Raw genomic sequence first — 21113 nt, forward strand, 5'->3', positions numbered from 1 at the left:
CTCTCGGCTGTCGCCCTCCCGGCCCGATAAGGGTGGTTTCCCCTTTTTCCTATTTGCGTGTCTTTGCTTGTTTCCCTTTTGTCCCCCTTCTCCCTTTTCACTTGAAGGGTGAGGGTTCTGTCATTCCCCGCTTGAAGGGGAATCCAAGGGGCGTTTCTTGTTCATTCTTCTCTTCGGTGAGAAGAACGAACCAAGAAGAACCGCCGCCCGGTATCGGGCTTTTTCGCTCGGACGCCGACGCCTCGCGCGGGGGCTGCGGAACTCGCTGCGCTCACACAGTCCTCGCCCTCTTTCCGCTCTCGGCTGCCGCCCTCCCAGCCCGATAAGGGCGGTTTCCCCTTTTCCCTATTTGTGAGTCTTTGCTTGTTTCCCTTTTTTCCTCCTTCTCCCTTTTCGCTTGAAGGGTGAGGGTACTGTCACTCCCCGCTTTGACGGGAAATCCTCGATTCGATATTCGGCGTTGGTATTTTTCTCCCCGAAGAGCGGGGTGACGGTGGTGGTGTTTTGTCGTGACAAGGGACAATATTGAGGGGTGCACCGAGTAGGTCGGCACAAATCTATTCCACGCCGAAAAGTTGCAATGCCTTCTGAGCCTCGGTATGCCCTTGTTTGGCCGCCATGCGGAACCAACTGACCGCTTCGTTGTAACTCCGACCCACGCCCCGTCCGGTCGAGTAACAGTATCCGAGGCTGTATTGGGCGGCGGCAAGGCCCTGTTCGGCGGCTTTACGATACCACACAACGGCCTCTATATGGTCTCGGGGTACTCCTTGTCCGTAATCATAACAATAACCGATTCGATATTGAGCCGCAGCATACTCCTGCTCGGCAGCCTTCCGGTACCAGTCGGCCGCTTCGTCAAAATTCTGGACGACACCCTGTCCGTAGTAATAGCAATTTCCGAGGTTATATTGTGCCGCGGCATATTCTTGTCCGGCCGCCCGGCGGTACCACTTCACGGCTTCGTCGATGTTCGGCTCGACACCTTGTCCATACTGGCAACAGAAGCCGAGGCTGTTTTGAGCCGCTGCCAGTCCCTGTTCGGCTGACCGACGATACCAGTAGACCGCCCCGGCGAGGTCTTGTGCAACCCCTTGCCCCGCATAGAAACAATCACCCAAGTCGCATTGTGCGGCAACATGTCCCTGCTCGGCCGCTTGGCGATACCAATGGACGGCTTGGGTAAAGTCTTGCGCCACACCCCGACCGTCGCGATAACAGGTTCCCAACTGATATTGCGCCACGGCCAGTCCTTGCTGGGCTGACCGCCGATACCAATCGGCCGCCTTGTCGTAGTCGGGCATCAGCCCCAGTCCTTGTTCATAGCAGCAACCCAAATCGTATTGGGCCGCGGCATGTCCTTGTGCAGCCGCTTGGCGCAACCATTTGACCGCCTCCTTGTAATTCTGTTTGATGCCTTCCCCGGTATAGTAACATCTCCCGATATTGTATTGCGCCTCGGCATCACCTTGCTCGGCAGCTTCGCGGTATCGGGCCACAACATCAGAAGGCGTTGGTTCGGCGGTGATTCCGGTGTTGGGCAGAGTATCGGTTACCAAGGAAGTGGCGACATCGGGCACCAGCCTCTCGCCCATGTCGACCGAGAGAGAGGGCTCAACGAGACACGTTTCATGGGAAGAGACAAAGCCCTCCTCTTGTGGAGAGGAACTCTTTATGGCTTGGCTCTGTGCCGGCAATCCGTTGGCGGAGAGACAGGAAATTGTCAAGAAAACCCAAACGACTCCCGCATGCAATATTCTTGTGCGATTCATATATGGACTTTTTTTTCGGGGGTAAACTGGCTTGCATGGTGTTCCCCTGGTGGATAAAACAGTCTATTTCTATCTATTACAAAAAAACGGGCATTATCGAGAAATATCCCTTCACGGAGCCATGAGCAGAACCCCTATCGTTCTTGTTCAAAATATTTTTGCGCCCTTCTCCCGTCGATTATCGCCATTGCCTCGATTGGCGGGGAATCGTTGCGGTGGTGGCACGTCTTAACCGGGAATCCTTGCGGTGTGCGGCCTGACGGGAAATCCGTTCCATGTCTTCCCTGCAAGAAAGTAGCCCGACAAAGAGGGATACTCGTCATGCTCATGCTCCGCACGCACGGTTCTTTATACGCTCCTAACTCCTCGAAGCCGACAAAATAATCGTCACCTCATTCTCGGGCGGCACACCGCTGTTGGTAACCGCCGATATTTCAACCCGCAAATATCCGGCATCATTGATGTAACCCGTCACCGAAGAAATGACACACACCTCCTCGGTTATGACACAACTGGCACTGGGTGACGTTGCCGAGAGAATCACCCGGTCGGTATTTGTCGCATCGGCCGCAACCTCTATGTCATTTATCGTCGATTGCATATTCACGACATAATCATCGCCATTATAGGAATAATAGGAATCATATTGAATGGAGAATTTCAACGTCTCATCTTGGGTCACCGTAAAACCGATGGGAAGCGATGACGAAGTCTCGGCTTGGTCCGTGACCAGATTGTACCCGTCGATAAGGATTACCATCTGTCCTTCATAATATCCGGCAAGACGCACACCGTTCCACGCGGCCGGGTCGAAATTTTTCTCACACCCCACCAGCATAAGGAGGGGCAGGAAAAGAAGCAGTTTTTTTATTGTTGTCATTCTTGTTCGTTTTTCAATATTTCATCACACCGACGACTCGACCTCGTCCTTTACGATGCTCTACCCCATCACCATTCACCGGAGAAGGGTATGTAAAGCACGAAGGAAGTACCAATGCGCCAACGTTTGTTGATATGACTCTCGAAAGTGTTATAAAAATCGGGCATGTTCTCATAGATATACTGCTGGTTGTAGGCCGGCCGCAAATCATGGGTATAAAAGAATGTAATATCGATGATGCGTCTTATGCAAAAGCCGAATTGTGCACCGACTGAATAGTTGCTGCTATTTACAATATTGGCATCGACATTATCGCCTTTGTTGAAGTTATAACTGGCATGTGCTCCTATATAGGTCGCCCCCCAGTCTCCGCCGCCAAGGCGCAAACGCAAAGCCAATGAAACAGGAATCTGCGTATAAGTGGTCTTGGCATTCTCGGTATCGATTTCGTCTATTTCGGGGTCACCTTCTTCCTTCAACAATTTCCCGCCGCGGTTTTTGCCCATCTTATAGCCACCGATGTTCAGGACAGCCGTCAGCCAGGTGAACTGCTCCTGTCCCATCTTGAATGAAACATATCCGCCCATGCTGCATTTATCGGTCCACAAAATATCCCAGGCACCACCCAACGAGAAAAGGTCGCCGGCATCGTAATAGTCCATGAGACGTTTGCGTTTGGCTTTGAGATAGAGGGTCTCGGAGGTTGTCTGACCAGCCTGGACGGTTATCTCCTGCGACTTGGGTTTGTAACCGTATGAAGTGGCCATCACCGAATAACTTCCCGAACGGGCTTCGAAGAAATAGGGCGACGTGCCAACGTATGAACCGTCGATATAGATTTTCGATGACGAGGGTAATGTAGTGATTTGCACCGTACCTGTCTGCGGTTTCGGATTTATCATCTCGGTATTGCGCTCACCGGCTACGACCACAACCGAACGGGTCACATCGTCATATCCGTATGCCTTGGCCGTGACAGAATAGCGGCCCGCTCCGGCATTATGGGTATAAGGTGCCACTCCGGCGTAGATGCCATCGATATAGATTCTTGTATCGGGTATATTACTGGTGAGGACAACCGTCCCGCCACTCTGCAACGACAAATCGACGGGCAAGACCTTCCCCTCCTCCACGTCGATGGTTTGGGAATGTGTCGCATACCCCTCCTTCGACACGGTCAGGGTGTGTTGCCCGATAAGCACGTTTTTGAAAATGTTGGGCGACTCCCCCAGAAGCTGTCCATCGATGGAGACAGTCGCCCCCATGGGTCGGGTGTTGATATTGATGGAGCCATAGCGGGGCACGGGAGCCGACAAGGTGATGTGCTGGTTCTCTCCTGCCCGTACCTCGATGCTCTGCTTCGACGAATAGTGCGAAGTCTTGCGGGCTTCGACGGTGTAAAGCCCGGCATTGAGACGTCCTTGCCACGACCCGACCCCTTTCAACTCTTCATTGACAAATATTTCGGCATTTTCGGGTACGGCAATCGACACCACCGCAAAGTTGGGCGCCAAAGTGACCGATTTGCTTTGAATCGAACCGTCACCGGCAATTACGACATTTTCGGTATAAGGCTTGTACGACGCCAATTTGAACTGCAACTTATGACTTCCTTTCGGTAATCTTTCGGTGGTAAAAGGTGTCGTGCCGGCCGGTTTGTAATCGCCATCGATATAGACTTCGGCTCCGACGGGTTCGGAGGTTATCTGCAACTGCCCATAGGCCGGACGCAGGGAAACTTGCAAGTCGGTGCGTCCCTGCGAGGAAATGGTAAACTGCCCCATATCGGTCTCATAGAGGGGGGCGACAACGCGATAGGTGTGCTTACCGTATTTGAGGAGTTGCGAGACGGAACCTCCGCTCGACTCGACCAGCATATCGTCGATATAGACCTCGGCATTGGCCGGTGTCACCGTCATCGCCACATATTGTCCGCCGGCATCTTCGTGCACGACCGTTGTCACGCGGCCCGTGGTCAGCACCATCTCGTAGGTGCGCCCCGCCTCGATAGAACATGGATAGGGATAGTCGCGCAACACGCCCAGTTGTTGGTGCGAGATGGTAATCTTTCGGGCTTTCTGCGGCACATAGACCCATATCTCTCCTGTTTTCTGCATCGTGGCAACGATGCCCAACATTCCGCCATCGAAGACAAAGCCGGTCTCTTTGGTCACGACTTTTATCAATGCCGCCGTTTCGTTGTTTTGGTCACGCTTCATCGTACCTGCCGTGTTGGCCGTGAGGTCGGTCTCCAACAGGCGGAAACTCTTGACCGAGATTTCCTGCGCCGACAAAGAATCTATGGCAAAGACAAAAAAGAGGGAAAGGAGAGAAAGGCTCCGAAAATATCTCACAAGGGCTTTCATAGAGCAATGTTTTTTATTCGTTTTCAGGATAAGTATCGTGTGTATCGTGCAGATATGTCGTACCGTCGGCGGTAGGTTGTCGCCACAGACGGCTATGTACGTTCAGATAATTATCGGCAATGCTCCGAATTTCGGTATCGATTTTGATTCGTAATTTTTCGGAGATGTTTCTGTTGATATTTTTCATGTCACCTCGATAATTCTCGGTCAGCGACTTTATCGTCGACACGCCCGATTCACTATAAAAGAACCCATCGAGGCAAGGGATAATGTAGGCCGGGAAGAAACCTTTGACCAACCTCCGCATGGGAGTGTGTTCAAAAGCCAAGGTATCGCCGCAATCGGCGTAGGTGCAATAATGGGAATCCCGGTCGAAGGGAATGCCATCGAGCCAAGAGTGATACTCGATTTGGTCCTGCACGCGGTGCGTTTTCAGGGCAATGTGGCTCACGCTGTCGAGGCCGGTCACATTCAAATCGAGGTCATAATAACTCGACCAGCTGGTCGAGCCGTTGAATTTATAGGTAAAGAAAAGTTCCACGTTGCCTTGTATGCGGCAAGCACTCGTCGTGTCGGGAATGATCTCGACCCGGCGGAATATCTCTCCGAAAACGGAGACATGCTCATCGAGCACTTGATAACGGAAGGGATAATCGATTTCGGCCCTTACCAGCCGGCGTATCTCGGTACGTCCTTCGATCCCGGCCGTCACATCGGAAAATATCTCTTCGACACAACGGGCATCGAGCCCGTCATGCAACATGTGGCAGAATACGGCATGAGCGACCGATTGACTTCGTGCCCGTGTGAGGCTCAGTCCCGGTTCGGAGACGCCCAGTTCGACATAAGGGTTCATCGGCGACATGACCCAAGCCGGCAAAGTATCCGTTCCTTGCACACGCCACTGCATGTCGGCTGCCAAATCTTGCGACGATAGCCGCGTCACAAGAGAAAGTATGAAACAAATGGAGAACAGTATTTTTTTCATATTCTTTTTGAAAGAAGAAGTATCCCTCTTCGGCGGGATACTTCTTCTTGTAAGGGCAGCCTGCAATTATTGCATTTTGGCCATTTCTTCTTCGAAAACTTTTTTGAACTTTTCATAGTCGTAGTCGATGCGAAGTTTCGAGTCTTCACTTATCGAGCTATTCAAGGCTGCAAGCACATCTTCGGAAGCCAGTTCGACACACACATAGCAGGTGTAAGTGCCATTGGCATTCTTACGGTATTTCTCGCAAATCGAGTGCGAACCGGTGAGGCGTTGGTTCACTACCGTGCGGCCCAGGTCTTCATAACGTTGGGTGCTCTCGGCATCTTCACCTTTCACATAATTTTTGGCATAATTGTCGGCCACAGCCTTGACGGTCGTGTTGATAATTGTAGCCAACTCCTGACGAGCCGATGCAGTGGCTTGTTTGCGGGCCACATCTTCGTTACCGGCAATAGCCGATGCCGATGCTCTGAAATGAGATGCCTCGGTGCGATAGCCGGGACCCGAGCAAGGGGTTTCATACACTTCGGAAGCCGATTTGGAACTTCCGCAACTCGTAACGGCAACCAGTGCCACGGCAACGAATGCCGCCATAAACATTTTCTTCATAACTCCCTGCCCTGGATTGTGTCGGGCACAACTTTTAATAAATAATAAATTGGTAAGGTTTTTCAATTAAAACATTCCTATATCGTAAAGACCGAAGTCGGGGTCTTTCTCGGGTTGCCAGGTACGCACCTTGATAATGGGTTTGTCGGGGTCGTTGAGATCGACCATCAGGAAGAGGTAGCCCTGGTCGCCGTAGTTGGTACTGTAATAATCCTGTTTTATCTGTATGCCATAAAGCTCGCCTCCGGCACCGGCTTTCACCACATCGTTGTTTCCGAAACGAATGTTGATGAACTCGTTGCTGCGGAAACAGCGGTCGAGGTTGCGCAGGTACTGGTTTTTGGTCTGCCGGTTGTAGCGCACATAATGATTGTTGCGATAACTGTTCATCTCGACATCACCCGTCACACGCTGCGTGACGGTACCGGTAATGATGACGGCATTGTCATCGAAAATATCGCGAATGTAATCGAGACGCTTCAAGGCATAGGCGGTTTTGTAGTTTTCGAGAAAACTCATGAGGAATATCCGCGACTTCTCTTCCCAAGCCGAATGGTAAAGGATATCTTCCATGGCCTCTTTTCCCAGCCCGAAAGCCAGACTTTCAATCTTTTTGTCGGCATCGAAGGTGAAGACAACATCTTCGACAAACTTGCGGGTGTTGTTCTTGAACGAAAAGCTCATCGGAATGCTGCGACAGATGACCTTGTCGTCGGCTTCGATGAAATTCAGATGCGGTGTATCGAGAAGCCGCGCCTGTCCGTAGGCGAGCAGTTTCTCAAACATGGTCCACCCTTGCTCGGTAAAAAGCGGTTGCACGGCATAATACTCCCGGGTGCGGACGGCATCGAGAACCCGGCCGATTACCGTCTCATAAGGAGCTGCCTCATCGCCTTCGACAACCGTAACGACAGGTACAGGCTCGGCGGCAGTCGCAGCAGATGCCGTCAGATTGTTTACCGCATTCTCGGTCGAAGCCAGCAACGATGTAACCGACGAGGCAACAGGTACCGCCGGGTCGGCCGTGGCGCGCACCCAGATATAGGCATCGCGAAACGCGGTTCCTTTCATGACCTTCACGACACTTTCTATCTCCTTGTCGGTGTGGGCTTCGCCCGAAAATTCATATTCGCAACGGACCTGAATGTTGTCGGTGGCCATGCCGGGCAAAAGTTCTATCACGCCCAATCCGTCCTTGGCGCTGTAAATGTTGCTCCAATTACGGCCATCGAAATAGGTATAGTCGAAACTGCTTATCGGCTCACCGGCATAGGTGATATTCAACACGATCATATCGTCGTAGCCGTCATCGGAGGCGGGTTGGCGCATAATTTTTATCGAAGAAAAAATCTTGCGAATCTGCTCGGGTATCCACGTCATGAGCAGACAAGCCTCCCCGTTGTTGTCGTAGGTTATTTCATGCGATGAAGGGAGACTTTGCAACAGACAATATGCCCAATAGAAATTGCGCAACGCCTCATCGATTTTCCGCTCCTTTTGCGCCCGCAATGCAAATGCCACCATATCGTTCACCTTGGCTTTGCGCGAAGCGAAGATGCGGTCGACATCGGATTTCTTCACAAAACGGAACACATGGGCATCGGGCTCGTTGCTGAGCACAAAACGTTCGGTATTCTGCAACGTGGCATTGGAATAGGTTTGCAGCACGGCCTTGAAAGAGCTTTGCGTGCTGACGCCTTCTTCGGCCACGACGTTTTCGTCGATTTTACTGTATTTGCTTTCGACAGTCACCGATATTTGCGTAATCAGGTCGTTCAGGGCCTCCTTATCGGCTTCGGTCAAAGTCACACCTTTCCCTTCGCCCCAAATATAGTCCTTGTTTCCTTTGATTTCCGAAATGCTTTGTGCCGAAGAAAGAGCTACGGCACACCCTATAAAAAGCAGACAAACTATTCTTTTTTTCGACATAATCAATCGCAAAATTCCAAGTTGCAAATATATAATTTTTATCGAAAATAAAGTCTTTAAATGTTTATTTTAATATAAAGAAAACTCCACCTCGAAAGGCGGAGTTTTATGTCGGAAGGGATAAAAGCCGATGCTAAAAGAGTTTCTCGGGGTATTCTCCGGCGTCGATAAGCGCCCTGATCTGAGCCACAACCGAGGGACGGTCTTCGGCATAGGTCACGCCAAACCACTTGGCCGTCGTGTCGAGCACTTTCACGGTCGATATTTTGTGCGTGATGAGATGGTTGACCATGAGCGGGATAAAATATTCGGCCTTGATGTTGCCGGCATTCTCACGCAGGAAGTTGATGAAGTACTCTTCGGAGTGGCGGAAATAATCGGGCGTGAATCCCCACATGTTCATCGACACGGGGGTATTCTCCTCCACGGCCACCCAGTCGTCGCCGTCCTTATACATGACCCGGCCGTCGCGCCGCTCGATTTGGGTGCGCTCGACCACCGTGGTCAGGTAACCGTTGGAATCGGTCTCACAAATACCGCGAGAAACAGAACCGCTCTCCGACAGGGTATTGCCCACGCGGTAACCCACCATGCAATAATCGTCGTGCTTGCCGTCGAGGTTTTTGAGATAATCGGCAATCACGGCAAAACTGTCGCGGCCATAAAAGTCATCGGCATTGATTACGGCAAAGGGTTCCTTTATCACGTCTTTGCCCATGAGCACGGCGTGGTTGGTTCCCCACGGTTTTACACGGCCTTCGGGAACGGTAAAACCCTCGGGAAGGTAATCGAGTTCCTGGAAGACCAGTTCCACGGGAATGACATGGGCATATTTTTTGAGAATCTTTTCCCTGAAATCTTCCTCGAACAGGTGGCGTATGACAAAAACGACTTTTCCAAATCCCCCTCGAATGGCATCGTAAATGGAATAATCCATGATGGTTTCTCCATTCGGGCCGAGACCGTCGAGCTGTTTGAGGCCCCCATAACGGCTACCCATTCCGGCGGCCAAGACAAAAAGTGTAGGTTTCATATCGGTATTTTTTATTCGGTTGGTTTTGTGATAAACAAAGGTAGATAATATTTCTTCAACATCGGCTATTTCCCGGCAGGTTTTTACCAACCGTCGGGAGTAGCGTGACCAAAGCGTCCTCTCATGCTCCACTTTTCGGCTTGGCAGCCATGATTTTCCTTTCTCGTGCGTAACGCCTCAAAACAAAAAACAACACAAAAATTTGTTTTTTTGGAAACGATTTTCTATGTTTGCGGTGCTGAAAATAAAAATATGTCTCATTAAAACCGAAATGCCTATCGAAAAAAGACTACTCTGAAACCAATTACACAACGAAATGAAACATTTGTCCAAGCTGTCCGACGAAGAGTTGGTAGCCTTGTATTCAGAGGGTAACAATCAGGCATTCGACATTTTGCTTACGCGTCACAAAAACCGCGTTTACTCCTATATATTCTACACGGTCAAAGACAATGACCTGTGTGAAGATATTTTCCAAGAAACATTCGTGAAAGTCATTACGACCATCAAGCAGGGTCGCTATGTCGAAGCGGGCAAGTTCTCCTCGTGGGTAACACGCATCGCTCACAACCTCATCATCGACCATTACCGCCAGGAACGGAATGAGAATCTGGTGTCGAACGACGAGAATGACGAAAAAGATATTTTCAACCGCAAAGAGCTGAGCGAAGGCACCATCGAAGACTCCATCATCACCCGCCAAATACACGCCGACATACGCCGGCTGGTGGCCGCCCTGCCCGAGAACCAGCGCGAAGTGCTCATCATGCGATATTACAAGGACATGAGCTTCAAAGAGATTGCCGATGCCACGCAGGTGAGCATCAACACCGCCTTGGGCCGCATGCGCTATGCCCTGCTCAACATGCGCAAAATGGCCGAAGAGCACCAAATACAACTTTCTTTCTAAAAAAAGAGGGAAGGGACATACTAAACACACCCAGGCATACGTTTCCATAATAGGAACAGGAAACGTATCGCCTATGAAAAAAACAACTACTCCTTCATCTTCTGATTCGCGTAAAAAAGCCCCGATGCCCGGGCCGAGCAAAAGCACCTTGATGCTGCTGCGCATGGTGGCCCGCACCTACTCGCCTGAGCCGGCATCGACCTACTCGACAGCACACTATGCCTTGAATTAATTTTTCGCAGAATCTTTTCGCCGTTTCGAGTGTATCGTGTATCTTTGTTGTATGTAACGAAGATGTATCTGTCATGAAACCGCTTATCGCCCCCTCGCTCCTGTCGGCCAACTTTGCCAACCTGCAACAGGATATTGAAATGATCAACCGCAGTCAGGCCGACTGGTTGCATCTCGACATTATGGACGGCGTGTTTGTGCCGAACATCTCGTTCGGGTTCCCGGTCATCGAAGCAATAGCCCCGCTGGCCCGCAAGCCCCTCGACGTGCATCTCATGATTACGCAACCCGAGAAATTCATCTCCCGGCTGCAAGCCCTCGGTACATTCATGATGAATGTGCATTACGAAGCCTGCCTCCATCTGCACCGTACCGTGCAAGAAATCAAAAAGGCCGGCATGAAAGCCGGTGTCACGCTCAACCCCCACACTCCGGTCTCGATGCTCGAAGACATACTCCCCGACGTCGACATGGTACTGCTCATGTCGGTGAACCCGGGATTCGGCGGGCAGAAATTCATTCCCCAATCGACCGAAAAAATCGCACGGCTCAAAGAGATGATTTTACGCAAGAACCTTTCCACGCTCATCGAAGTCGACGGCGGCATCAATCTCGAAACAGCCCGGCTCACCCTCGACGCCGGAGCCGACATTCTGGTCTGCGGAAACAGCATCTTCTCGGCCGAAAATCCCGAAGAGACCATTGCCAAACTGAAAGCCTTGTAACCAAGATCTCTATCCCGTCACGGGAATTGTAAATATCTTCGAGGAGACCCCTCACAACCACGGAGAAAACCCGTCACCACCGGGTGGCTCCGACAAATTGCCGTTTTCCACCACCATGAAACGCCGACTGCTCGAAGAAGCCCCTTTCGCCCGGCTGGCAGTTCCTTTTGCCGCCGGTATGGCCATAGAATCGGTCATGCCGGACATCTTCTTGTGGATACCCCTTATCATCGGCCTCATATTTTTGCTTTTACACATCCTTTCGCTGCGGCACGCCGAGCTACGGTTCCGCCATCGTGAATACTTCGCCATCGCTTGCTGCGCCCTGTTTTTTACGGCGGGAGGGGCAACCTTGGCAATCGACCGACAAGCCGAGATGCCCGAGGTGAATCCCAACACATACGCCTATGCGCTGGCACGCATCGATGCCGTCGACCCCGACACCGGACGGAGCGTCGGTTGCCAGGCCACGCTCATCGCCGTGGTCGACGAGAAGAAACAAAACCTCGCCACCCAAATACCCGTTCTGCTGCGCATAGAGCAAGATACCAGCCCGAAAGGGTTGCACGCGGGCAGCCTCATTCTTTTTGTCCCGCGCATCGCCCCGATAGCCAACCGCAAAAATCCCGAAGCCTTCGACTACGCCTCCCTGATGCGGCACCGGGGCTATGTCTACACCCAATACCTGCCACACGACCGGTGGGCATACGTCGGTGAAAGCGAACTCCCGGCTCTCAAACGTCATGCGCTTTCACTGCGCGACTCATGCCTGGGTCTCATCGACAACGGAGGATTTTCGTCGCAAGCCCGCAGCATATTGAAAGCCTTGCTGCTGGGCTACACCGGCGAACTCGACACCGCCCAGCGAGAGGCATTTTCCGTAGCCGGGCTCTCGCATGTCCTTGCCGTAAGCGGACTGCACTTGGGTATCATTTGGAGCGTGGCGGCCGCCCTGCTCGCTCCCTTGGCGTGGTTGCACCTGCGCCGGTTGCAGGCCGCCATAATATGGCTCCTGCTTTGGGGGTACGCCTTCATCACGGGCCTGTCGCCGTCGGTCATTCGGGCCTGTGTCATGGCGTCGGTCGTACTGGCGGGCATCATCATCGGACGAAAGGCATATCCCATGAACAGCCTTTTTGTCGCGGCGTTTGCCATGCTGCTCTATAACCCGCACTACCTCTTTCAGGTGGGATTCCAACTGAGTTTCCTGTCGGTATTTTCCATTCTGCTTTTTTATCGCCCCCTCTACAATCTGCTTCCCCACAAACACCGCATTGCCCGGCAGGCCGCCTCGCTCCTGGCCGTCTCGGCGGCCGCACAACTGGGCACGTTGCCGCTGGTCATCTACTATTTTCATACCCTTCCTTTGGCCGGGTTGCTGACCAACCTCATCGTCGTGCCCTTGCTGCCTCTCCTGCTCGGCGGAGGATTCCTGTGGCTGTTCATGGCCGGCATGGGAGCAACGCCTACTCTCCTGGGTAAAGGGGTGAACGCACTGGCCGATGGCCTCGACCATTTTTCCCGCCTCGTCGAAGGCCGCCCGTGGAGCGCCATCGAAAACATTTGGGTAGAACCCGGAGAACTGGTCTTTTGGTTTATCCTCATCTTCGGCGGAGGCGCCGTTCTCTTGTCGCGACAGGCCAAAGGGGTCATTCTCCTGCTGGCCACGCTCCTTGTATTCCTTCTGGTCGACACCCTCAACTACCGCACGCCGTTGCGCGACACCTGGGTCGTGTACCAGGAAAGCGGTGGCACGACAACCCTCAACTTCATCGACAACGGCCGCAATATGCTCTTGGCTCTCGACACCCTGCCCGACCGCGCCGTCGAACGTGAAGCCCGCCGTTTTTGGTTGCGGAACGATGCCGGCCCGGCCATCTATCTCTCCGACTCGACCTCGCACGGCCGTCTCTCGATAGCCCTGCCCTACATCGCATTCGGAGCGACACGCATCATCGTGCTCGACGACGAACGGTGGAAAGGCGTCGCCTCACCCCAGCGCATGAGCATCGACTATGCCGTCATAGCGCCGGGGTTCCATGGGAAAATCGACCCCATCAGACAGATATTCGACATTCGCGAAATCATACTTGCCCACAACCTGCCCTACTTCCAGCGCAAGGCTTTGCAGGAAGAGTGCAGGCGGCTGCGCATACGCTGCCACTGCGTGCGCACCGACGGAGCTTTTGTCGCACCCTCGACGACAAGGCTCTAAAAATCGAAAGAGAGTCTCAGATTGAATTGCCGCCCGGTGAGATAGTTGGGCACGGCATTCTGGTTGTTGTAAATATCGGTCACCCAATAATAGGAATTGACGTTGGCAAAGTCGAGAAGATTGAAGACATCGAGCCCTATCCAAATACTCTTGAAGGCCCGGAAAAACGGCCGTTGCATGATGCGGTCTTCCCCTCCGGCCAAACGGCGCGAAAGTCCGATGTCGACACGACGATAGGGCGGCGTGCGGAAATACCCCTCGGCACGTCCCTTGCGCGGGGCGGCCATGGGAAGGCCGTCGGACCAAATGGCTTTGAGCGAAAAACGATATTTCGGGAAGCGGGGCACATAGTCCTGGAAAAAGAGCCCCACGCTATACCGCTGCTCGGTGGGCAGGGGCACATGGCCCGAGGCGGTTTTCTCCTGAGCGGTCATGAGGGAAAAGGTGAGCCACGAGTCCACTCCCGGGACAAACTCCCCGAAAAGTTTCAAATCGAGACCGGCGATGTATCCCTCGGAATTGTTTTCACCACTGTACCACACCCGCACGTTGTCGACCTCATAAGAGATGAGGTGGTCGAGTTTTTTATAATAGACCTCGCCGGTGAGCTTGAAAGGCCGGTCGAGAGCCCGGAAGGTGAAATCGCTTCCCAATATCACATGTATCGAGCGTTGCGACTTGATGTTCTTGTTGAGACTCACCGTCCAGTTTCCCCGGCTGTCCTGCACCGTATCGCGAAATTCCTTGTAAAAAGGCGCTTGGTAATATATGCCCGTGGCGAAACGGAAAGTAAGGCGCGAGTTGAAGGCGGGATTGAATCCGACCGACGCCCGGGGCGAGACAATGCACTCCCGATTATAATCCCAGTATGAGAGACGCACTCCCCCGGTAAAGTTGTATATGCCCGAAGCATGTTCGAGGGTATAGGTCTCCTGCACATAGGCCGAGAAACGGTTGCTCTCGATGTCTTGCGTCGACCGCAGGCTCGATATGAGCGAAATGCCGGCACCGGTATGAGGCAGCGTGTAACCCGAAGAGTCGCGCGACTCCCACTCCCGCATGCGGTCGTGTATGCGTTCCCGCTGGTAGGTCGTGCCATAACGCAGGGTGTGGCGACCCCATCGCGTCTCGCCTTTGAGGGTCAGAGCATAAACATTGGCATTCAGACGGTTACGGGCATGCTCGTGATAAGAGCCATAGCCCAGTGTACCGGCCGTTTCGGGAGCATCGGCACCATTGGCCAGGTCGAGCTCGTCGAGCCAATATTCGCCCGTGATGTCATAGGTTACCTGCTCCCGGGTCGTGAAAGCCGAGGCCAGTAACGAAAGCGAGGTGAATGCCGTGGGGCGGTAATTGAGCGTGAGGGCCCCGAAATAGGTCTGAAAAATATCTTGCTCCTTCCCGTCGAAATAGACCGTAAACTGTGCGGCCGACGAAACGCTGCCATAGCGCGTGGTGCGCGACTGGGGAATAAATTGATAGTTGTTGCTCGATATGTTTCCCAACAAGGCCACGTCCCAACGGGAATTTATCTTATAGGTGAGATAGGTCTGGTAATCGAAGAAACGCGGCTTATACTCCCCCTCGGTGTCGAGCGTGCTGAGGAGGGTCGAATTGGTCTTGAAACGGAAGCCGTGCAACTGCGAGAAGCGTCGGGTGCTCTGCCCCACCGAAGCGCTGGCTCCCAGGAAACTGCCCGAGACCGACCCTTCAAAGGCTTCGGGTTTCTTGTAGGTGATGTCGAGTACCGACGACATCTTGTCGCCATACTCCACGGGATAACCGCCCGAAGAAAATCCCACGGCACCGACCATATCGGGATTGATAAAGCTCAGCCCCTCCTGCTGGCCGGTGCGAATAAGTTGCGGACGGTAGATTTCGATGCCATTGACATAGACGATGTTCTCATCGAAATTCCCGCCCCGCACCGAATATTGCGAACTCAGCTCGTTGTTGGAGTGCACCCCGGGCATCGTCGCCAGCAAGGCTTCGATGGAACCGCCCGAAGCATCGGGCATCAGTTTCCAGTCTTTGGGGTCGAGTTTCTGCAACGTGGTCATTTGGCGGCGGTACTCGCGTATCTGCACTTCGCTCAGTGTGCGGTCGTTGTTATACATGCGCACGGTGAGCGACACTTTTTCCGAGGGGGTTACCAGTTTCCGGTGCTCGCGGCGGTACCCGAGGTACGAGAATATCACCTCCACCGTATCGGAGGGGACAACATGCAACTTGAACTCGCCCTTGTCATTGGTAAACGTACCTGCCGATGCGGCCGGGACGGCAACCGTGACAAGGTCCATCGGGGCTCCTTCGGAATCGATGACCCGTCCCGAAATCTCGACACGACGTTGCGCTTGTGCCACCAGGCACAAGAAAAGAAAAAACGATAACAGAAGTTGTCGCAATGTCATACCGTAGTTTCGGTTCGAGAATAGAGGTATCTTGTATGTAAACGGGGTTTCGGGCGTTTCAGTATATTGGGCGTGTGAAATTTTTCTCCGGGTAGAGGTCGCATGGCAAAGCGGGTCACTCCTCATCGAGAATCTGCATGGCGATGACGGCACAGGCTTCGGCATCGGCCAAGGCATGATGGTGTCGCGACAAGTCATAACCGCAACGGGCAGCGACGGTCGGCAAGCGGTGATCGGGCAACTCTCGTCCGAAAACCCGCCGCGAAGCCCGGCAGGTGCAGAAAAAACGATAATCGGGATAGGTCAGGCCGTAATATTCATGCACGGCTCGCAGGCACCCTTCGTCGAACGGGCTGTTGTGCGCCACCAGCGGCAAGCCTTCGATGAGCGGAACGACCTCCCGCCACACGTCGGGGAACAGGGGCGCTTCATCGGTATCGGACGCCCGAAGGCCGTGAATGGCCGTCGTGAACGGCAAATAATAATTGGGGGTCGGGTGTATGAGATGATAATACGTCCCGGTCACCACCCCGTTACGCACCACGACGACACCCACGCTGCATACACTGGTGCGCCGGTTGTTGGCCGTTTCAAAATCGATGGCTGCAAAATTTTTCATGGCAAGGTTCTAAATAATGGAGATTCCCCGTCGCACGGGATTCTTAAAAAACGGAGGCAACCGCATCTCTCGTGGGATTCCCCGACAAACGGGGAATGACCGTTGCCGGCAAGGGATAGTCTTACCCAAACCGGGAATCAAACCGCGCAACAATCATACCGGCTTCCACAAAGATTGCGAAGGTCGAAGGCCGGGACAATGAAACAAGGTTTCGGAACGTCGGCTCGACCGCACCACCTCCCATCTTCCTACAAAGGTACACAAATATTTCGGGCGGGTTCTTCGTTTTCGACCAATTATTCGTATTTTTGTAAGGTCAGCCCGTCAAAGGGGACATTCTTTTAATAGCATAAACATCAAACAGATAAGCATGAAAGATTTTCACGAATTACTGAGAGTGCGCCGAAGCACCCGCAAATTTACCCCCGAAGAGATTTCATCGGAAGATGTAAAAACCATCATGGAAGCCGCCCTCATGGCTCCGTCGTCGAAACGTTCGTTGTCGTGGGAATTTGTCCTGGTCGAAGACCCCGAAAAGCTCGAACGCCTTTCGGTGTGCAAAGACAGCGGCGCCAAACTGATAGCCGGTGCCAAACTGGCCGTCGTCGTGCTGGGCGACCCGATGAAGAGTGACGTGTGGATCGAAGACGCCTCCATCGCCTCCACGCTCATTCAACTGCAAGCCGAAGAGCTGGGAATAGGCAGCTGTTGGGTGCAGGTGCGCGGCCGTTATGGAGAGAACGGCGAATCGGCCGAAGATTTTGTGCGCGAACTCCTGAACATACCTCTTCCCATGCAAGTGCTGGCTATCATTGCACTGGGGCATAAAGCCGAAACAAAAGCACCGTTCGACCCCGAGAAAGCCGCTTGGGAAAAAGTCCACATCGGCCAATGGTAAAAGAGAAAAAACAACGGGTCGTCTTCATCGGTGCAGGCAACCTGGCAACACACCTGTCGAAAGCCTTGCAGGAAGCCGGCCACGACATCGTGCAGGTATTCAGTCGCACAGCCTCCTCGGCACAACAACTGGCCGGGAAACTGGGGTGCGCCATGACCACCAGCATCGAAGCGGTGCGTCCCGACGCCGACATTTATATCTACTCCGTCAGCGACGCCGTACTCGGCGAACTCTTTGCCCGCACCCCGTTGCCCGACGGAGCGCTATGCCTGCACACGGCGGGAAGCATACCCATGTCGGTATTCGCCCCGCGATGCCAACGCTACGGCGTCTTTTACCCGTTGCAGACATTCAGCAAGGACCGACCCGTAAAATTTGAAGAGATTCCCCTCTTCATCGAAGGCTCTACCCCCGAAGTGACCGCCACCCTGCGGGAGATGGGGCAGGAAATATCGCGGCAAGTCATCGAGGCGTCATCGGAACAGCGGCGCCACCTCCACTTGGCGGCGGTCTTTGCCTGCAACTTCACCAACCATCTCTATGCCATAGCCGCCAAGCTGCTCGAACGTCAAGGGTTGCCGTTCGACGCCCTGCGTCCCTTGATCCGGGAAACCGCCGCAAAAATCGAGACACTCGCTCCGGCCGCCGCGCAAACTGGGCCGGCCATGAGGTACGACCGCAACGTCATGCAGAAGCATATCGACCTTCTCGACGATGCAGAAGAGAAAGAAATCTACCGTATATTGAGCAAGCACATTCACCAGTTTGCCACCTCGCAAATACCATCACCACATGAGTAAAATAGCTTATGACCTCGGCCTCATCAAAGGCTTTGCTTTCGACGTCGACGGTGTACTGTCGGCCGAGACCATTCCCCTGCACCCCAACGGCGAACCCTGCCGCACGGTCAACATCAAGGACGGTTACGCCATACAGCTGGCCGTGCGCAAAGGTTTCGAAATTGCCATCATCACCGGAGGCCGCACCGAAGCCGTGCGCAAACGTTTTGAATCGCTGGGCGTACAACACATCTACCTGGGAGCCAGCATCAAAACCAAATCGTTCGAGGATTGGGTGCGAGCAACCGGCTTGCAACGCGACGAAATCCTCTACATGGGCGACGACATTCCCGACTACGAAGTGATGCAAGCCGTCGGGCTGCCCTGCTGCCCCGCCGACGCGGCACCCGAGATAAAATCGGTGGCCACCTACATCTCACCCCGCAACGGCGGTCATGGCTGCGGCCGCGACGTGATAGAGCAGGTGATGAAAGCACAAGGAAAATGGTTTGGCGAAGAAGCCTTCGGGTGGTAAAAAACAACGGATATGGATTTTCTGAAAAATTACGACATCATACTGGCGAGCAATTCGCCCCGGCGCAAAGAACTGCTGGCCGGGCTCGACATTCCCTACCGGGTGTGCGTGCTGCCCGACATCGACGAAAGTTATCCCGACTCGCTGCAAGGTGAAGAGATTCCCGTCTTCATCTCCCGGGAGAAGGCGCAAGCCTACAAAAGCCTCCTCACGGGGCGCACCCTGCTCATCACGGCCGACACCATCGTGTGGCTCAACGGAAAAGTCTACGGCAAGCCGCACGACAAGGACGATGCCCGCGCCATGCTGCGCGCCCTCTCGGGCAACACCCACACGGTCATCACCGGCGTAACCATCGCCACCTGCGACAAAGAGGTATCGTTTGCCACGTCGACCGAGGTCTCGTTTGCCCGACTCACCGACGAGGAAATCGATTATTATGTCGAGAAATACGCGCCGCTCGACAAGGCCGGCGCCTATGGCATACAGGAATGGATAGGTTATGTGGGGGTCACCGGCATACAAGGCTCCTATTACAACGTCATGGGACTGCCCATACAACGCCTCTACCAAGAGCTGAAAAAATTTTAGGGGAGACGTCCCTTACAGCCCCGTCTCACCGGCCGATGCGCGATGTATCTCGACCGATGCCCGGTAACGGGTATCGGGATATATGGGATTGAGCGACAGGTACCCGCTCTCGATGCGCGTGCCGGCATACTGCAAAGGGGCAACGGCCTGCCAGTGACAATGGTCGGACAGAAGTCGTTCGGGGTCGGTAAAATACTCCACCCGATAGACGCCCTCGCTCCCCTCAGCCACATAGCGGTCATGGAAAAGTCGCGACACCATGCCCATGCTCATGCGCAGGTTTATCTCCACGCAAGGGTGCAACGCCCATGCCCCGACCCGGCGGTATATCATCATGTCGACCCCGAAATACCCGCGATAAACCGTCGCGACGTGACGGGTGAAGAAAGTTTCGAGTTGTTCTCTCAGCCGCCGCACATCACCAAGAGGAAGGTAGGCCGACAAGCGCCGTTCTATCTCCGCGTCGGGGAGCAGATAATTTCCTTTGTATGCGCCCCGCGCATCGGTCACGAACCAAGAATATCCGGCAAACGTGACGGCATTCCCGTCGGAGTAAAACTCCATCGCCATATCCACCGCCCTGTCGAAGAAGGGTTCGCCCACCACCTCGCCTTGCCGGCGAAGCACTCCCTGTACCCAGCGACGGGTTACCAAGTCATAGTCGCCCCGCGTGAAGCACAACCCCTTGCCGCTACCCGACCAGGGGGCTTTGAGCATGGCCCGCTCGTGTCGGGTGACAAAACGGGCCACCTCCTCCTCCCGGGAAAAGAGTGTCGGCAATTCGTCGGGGACATCGACCGACCGGTCACGCAAATACGTCAACAACTCACGGGTGCGTATGCGATGGGCCCACCATCGTTGACGGGCGAGCATCTCGCCCGTGGGCAATGCGTGAGCGGGCGCACCATAACGCAGGAGGCGCTGTGCCGCTTCGGGACTCCACCCCCACGGCAAACACGCCGAAATATCCGACGGCAATGCATGTGGTACGCAAAACCGCCGCCCTATTTCCAGTTTATCCAGGAACGGCTCCAACGGCCGGGCAAACTGCAACGCGGGCAGGCACACGGCATCGCCGTCGCCGGCATACCACACGGGGAGTGTCGACAAATCGTGCGCAATGGCCCGTGCCAAAGGCGGCGGTGTATAAGATTTTCCCCCGTCGGCCAAAGCCAAATCGTTTTCGGGATTGAAAAGGTAGAGTTTCGGCATCAATCGATAGAAAAAATAACTCGCCAGAACGAAAGCGGCAAAGCTATATTGGCGATGTCAGCCGCCTCGCGGAAGAGCGGAGCAATCTCACGGTCGGAAAAGCCGGCAATCCCGCAACCGACGCGGGTCACCAGAAAACGATATTCGGGGTGGTTGCGGGCAAAGGCCAAGAACTCGTCGACATAAGGTTTTATCATCTCCACGCCGGCCCGCATGGTGGGTATGGCATAGGTCTGCCCGGTAAGGCCGCTCCCCACGCCCCACTCGGCGCCGAATTTCTTATTGGCCACAAAAGCGGCTCCGCCATAATGTTTTCCAGCCAAGTTACTGCCAAAGACAAAGATTTCGTTCTCGGCAAGGTGGTCGATGTGGTCCGACGCGATGCGCTCTTGGGGCAGGCGGGGCAT

General features: G+C 53.9%; 19 protein-coding genes. 8 read left to right on the forward strand and 11 right to left on the reverse strand.

Annotated features, from left to right (window positions below; translation table 11 throughout):
- Window positions 1-557: 557 nt before the first annotated feature.
- The 7 genes from IAD09_05595 to IAD09_05625 form a co-directional block, all read right to left on the reverse strand.
- Complete coding sequence (locus IAD09_05595) at window positions 558-1772, reverse strand: sel1 repeat family protein (protein ID HIT81694.1); 1215 nt, start codon at window positions 1770-1772, stop codon at window positions 558-560.
- A gap of 358 nt (window positions 1773-2130) precedes the next feature.
- Window positions 2131-2652: a hypothetical protein gene (locus IAD09_05600; GenBank protein HIT81695.1), complete on the reverse strand. Its 522-nt coding sequence runs from the start codon at window positions 2650-2652 to the stop codon at window positions 2131-2133.
- A gap of 68 nt (window positions 2653-2720) precedes the next feature.
- Entirely contained in the window at window positions 2721-5018 is a 2298-nt protein-coding gene (locus IAD09_05605) for a PEGA domain-containing protein (protein HIT81696.1), read from the reverse strand.
- Window positions 5019-5031: 13 nt separating this feature from the next.
- Window positions 5032-6006, reverse strand: coding sequence for a hypothetical protein (locus IAD09_05610; protein ID HIT81697.1), 975 nt, complete (start codon window positions 6004-6006; stop codon window positions 5032-5034).
- Window positions 6007-6072: 66 nt separating this feature from the next.
- Complete coding sequence (locus IAD09_05615; protein ID HIT81698.1) at window positions 6073-6534, reverse strand: hypothetical protein; 462 nt, start codon at window positions 6532-6534, stop codon at window positions 6073-6075.
- A gap of 150 nt (window positions 6535-6684) precedes the next feature.
- Window positions 6685-8547 (reverse strand): LPP20 family lipoprotein, encoded by a 1863-nt coding sequence (locus IAD09_05620; GenBank protein HIT81699.1) that lies wholly within the window; start codon window positions 8545-8547, stop codon window positions 6685-6687.
- A 133-nt stretch (window positions 8548-8680) separates the two neighbouring features.
- Window positions 8681-9580 carry a nucleotidyltransferase gene (locus tag IAD09_05625; GenBank protein ID HIT81700.1) on the reverse strand — a complete coding sequence of 300 codons (900 nt, stop codon included), beginning with the start codon at window positions 9578-9580 and terminating at the stop codon, window positions 8681-8683.
- 316 nt (window positions 9581-9896) lie between these two features.
- On the opposite strand from IAD09_05625, the gene IAD09_05630 reads away from it, so the two are divergent.
- The 4 genes from IAD09_05630 (at window position 9897) to IAD09_05645 (ending at window position 13661) form a co-directional block, all read left to right on the forward strand.
- Window positions 9897-10490: a sigma-70 family RNA polymerase sigma factor gene (locus IAD09_05630; protein HIT81701.1), complete on the forward strand. Its 594-nt coding sequence runs from the start codon at window positions 9897-9899 to the stop codon at window positions 10488-10490.
- 73 nt (window positions 10491-10563) lie between these two features.
- Window positions 10564-10722, forward strand: coding sequence for a hypothetical protein (locus IAD09_05635; protein HIT81702.1), 159 nt, complete (start codon window positions 10564-10566; stop codon window positions 10720-10722).
- Window positions 10723-10795: 73 nt separating this feature from the next.
- The gene (locus IAD09_05640; protein HIT81703.1) at window positions 10796-11446 is read left to right on the forward strand and encodes a ribulose-phosphate 3-epimerase; all 651 of its coding nucleotides are present in this window, start codon (window positions 10796-10798) and stop codon (window positions 11444-11446) included.
- Between the two features lie 115 nt (window positions 11447-11561).
- Window positions 11562-13661, forward strand: a complete 2100-nt coding sequence (locus tag IAD09_05645; protein ID HIT81704.1) for a ComEC/Rec2 family competence protein — start codon at window positions 11562-11564, stop codon at window positions 13659-13661.
- On the opposite strand, the gene IAD09_05650 is transcribed toward IAD09_05645, so the two are convergent.
- A complete protein-coding gene (locus IAD09_05650) occupies window positions 13658-16072 on the reverse strand; it encodes a TonB-dependent receptor (protein ID HIT81705.1) in 2415 nt (804 codons plus the stop codon). The two genes, IAD09_05645 and IAD09_05650, sit on opposite strands and share 4 nt — an antisense overlap.
- Before the next feature lie 115 nt (window positions 16073-16187).
- Window positions 16188-16691, reverse strand: a complete 504-nt coding sequence (locus tag IAD09_05655; GenBank protein ID HIT81706.1) for a 3'-5' exoribonuclease — start codon at window positions 16689-16691, stop codon at window positions 16188-16190.
- Window positions 16692-17061: 370 nt separating this feature from the next.
- Here IAD09_05655 and IAD09_05660 point away from each other — a divergent pair, with 370 nt between their 5' ends.
- The 4 genes from IAD09_05660 to maf are packed head-to-tail and all read left to right on the forward strand — an operon-like array spanning window position 17062 to window position 19494.
- Window positions 17062-17589, forward strand: coding sequence for a nitroreductase family protein (locus IAD09_05660; GenBank protein ID HIT81707.1), 528 nt, complete (start codon window positions 17062-17064; stop codon window positions 17587-17589).
- The gene (locus IAD09_05665; protein ID HIT81708.1) at window positions 17583-18389 is read left to right on the forward strand and encodes a DUF2520 domain-containing protein; all 807 of its coding nucleotides are present in this window, start codon (window positions 17583-17585) and stop codon (window positions 18387-18389) included. Before IAD09_05660 ends, IAD09_05665 begins: the two co-directional genes overlap by 7 nt.
- The gene (locus IAD09_05670) at window positions 18382-18903 is read left to right on the forward strand and encodes an HAD-IIIA family hydrolase (protein HIT81709.1); all 522 of its coding nucleotides are present in this window, start codon (window positions 18382-18384) and stop codon (window positions 18901-18903) included. Before IAD09_05665 ends, IAD09_05670 begins: the two co-directional genes overlap by 8 nt.
- Window positions 18904-18915: 12 nt before the next feature.
- On the forward strand, window positions 18916-19494 hold the full coding sequence (maf, locus tag IAD09_05675; protein HIT81710.1) for a septum formation protein Maf: 579 nt from the start codon (window positions 18916-18918) through the stop codon (window positions 19492-19494).
- Window positions 19495-19506: 12 nt separating this feature from the next.
- Here maf and IAD09_05680 read toward each other — a convergent pair whose 3' ends face one another.
- Both IAD09_05680 and IAD09_05685 read right to left on the reverse strand, forming a co-directional pair.
- Window positions 19507-20706, reverse strand: coding sequence for a hypothetical protein (locus tag IAD09_05680; GenBank protein ID HIT81711.1), 1200 nt, complete (start codon window positions 20704-20706; stop codon window positions 19507-19509).
- The gene (locus IAD09_05685; protein ID HIT81712.1) at window positions 20706-21113 is read right to left on the reverse strand and encodes a hypothetical protein; all 408 of its coding nucleotides are present in this window, start codon (window positions 21111-21113) and stop codon (window positions 20706-20708) included. Before IAD09_05685 ends, IAD09_05680 begins: the two co-directional genes overlap by 1 nt.

Source organism: Candidatus Caccoplasma merdavium, from assembly GCA_018715595.1.
GTDB lineage: Bacteria > Bacteroidota > Bacteroidia > Bacteroidales > UBA11471 > Caccoplasma > Caccoplasma merdavium.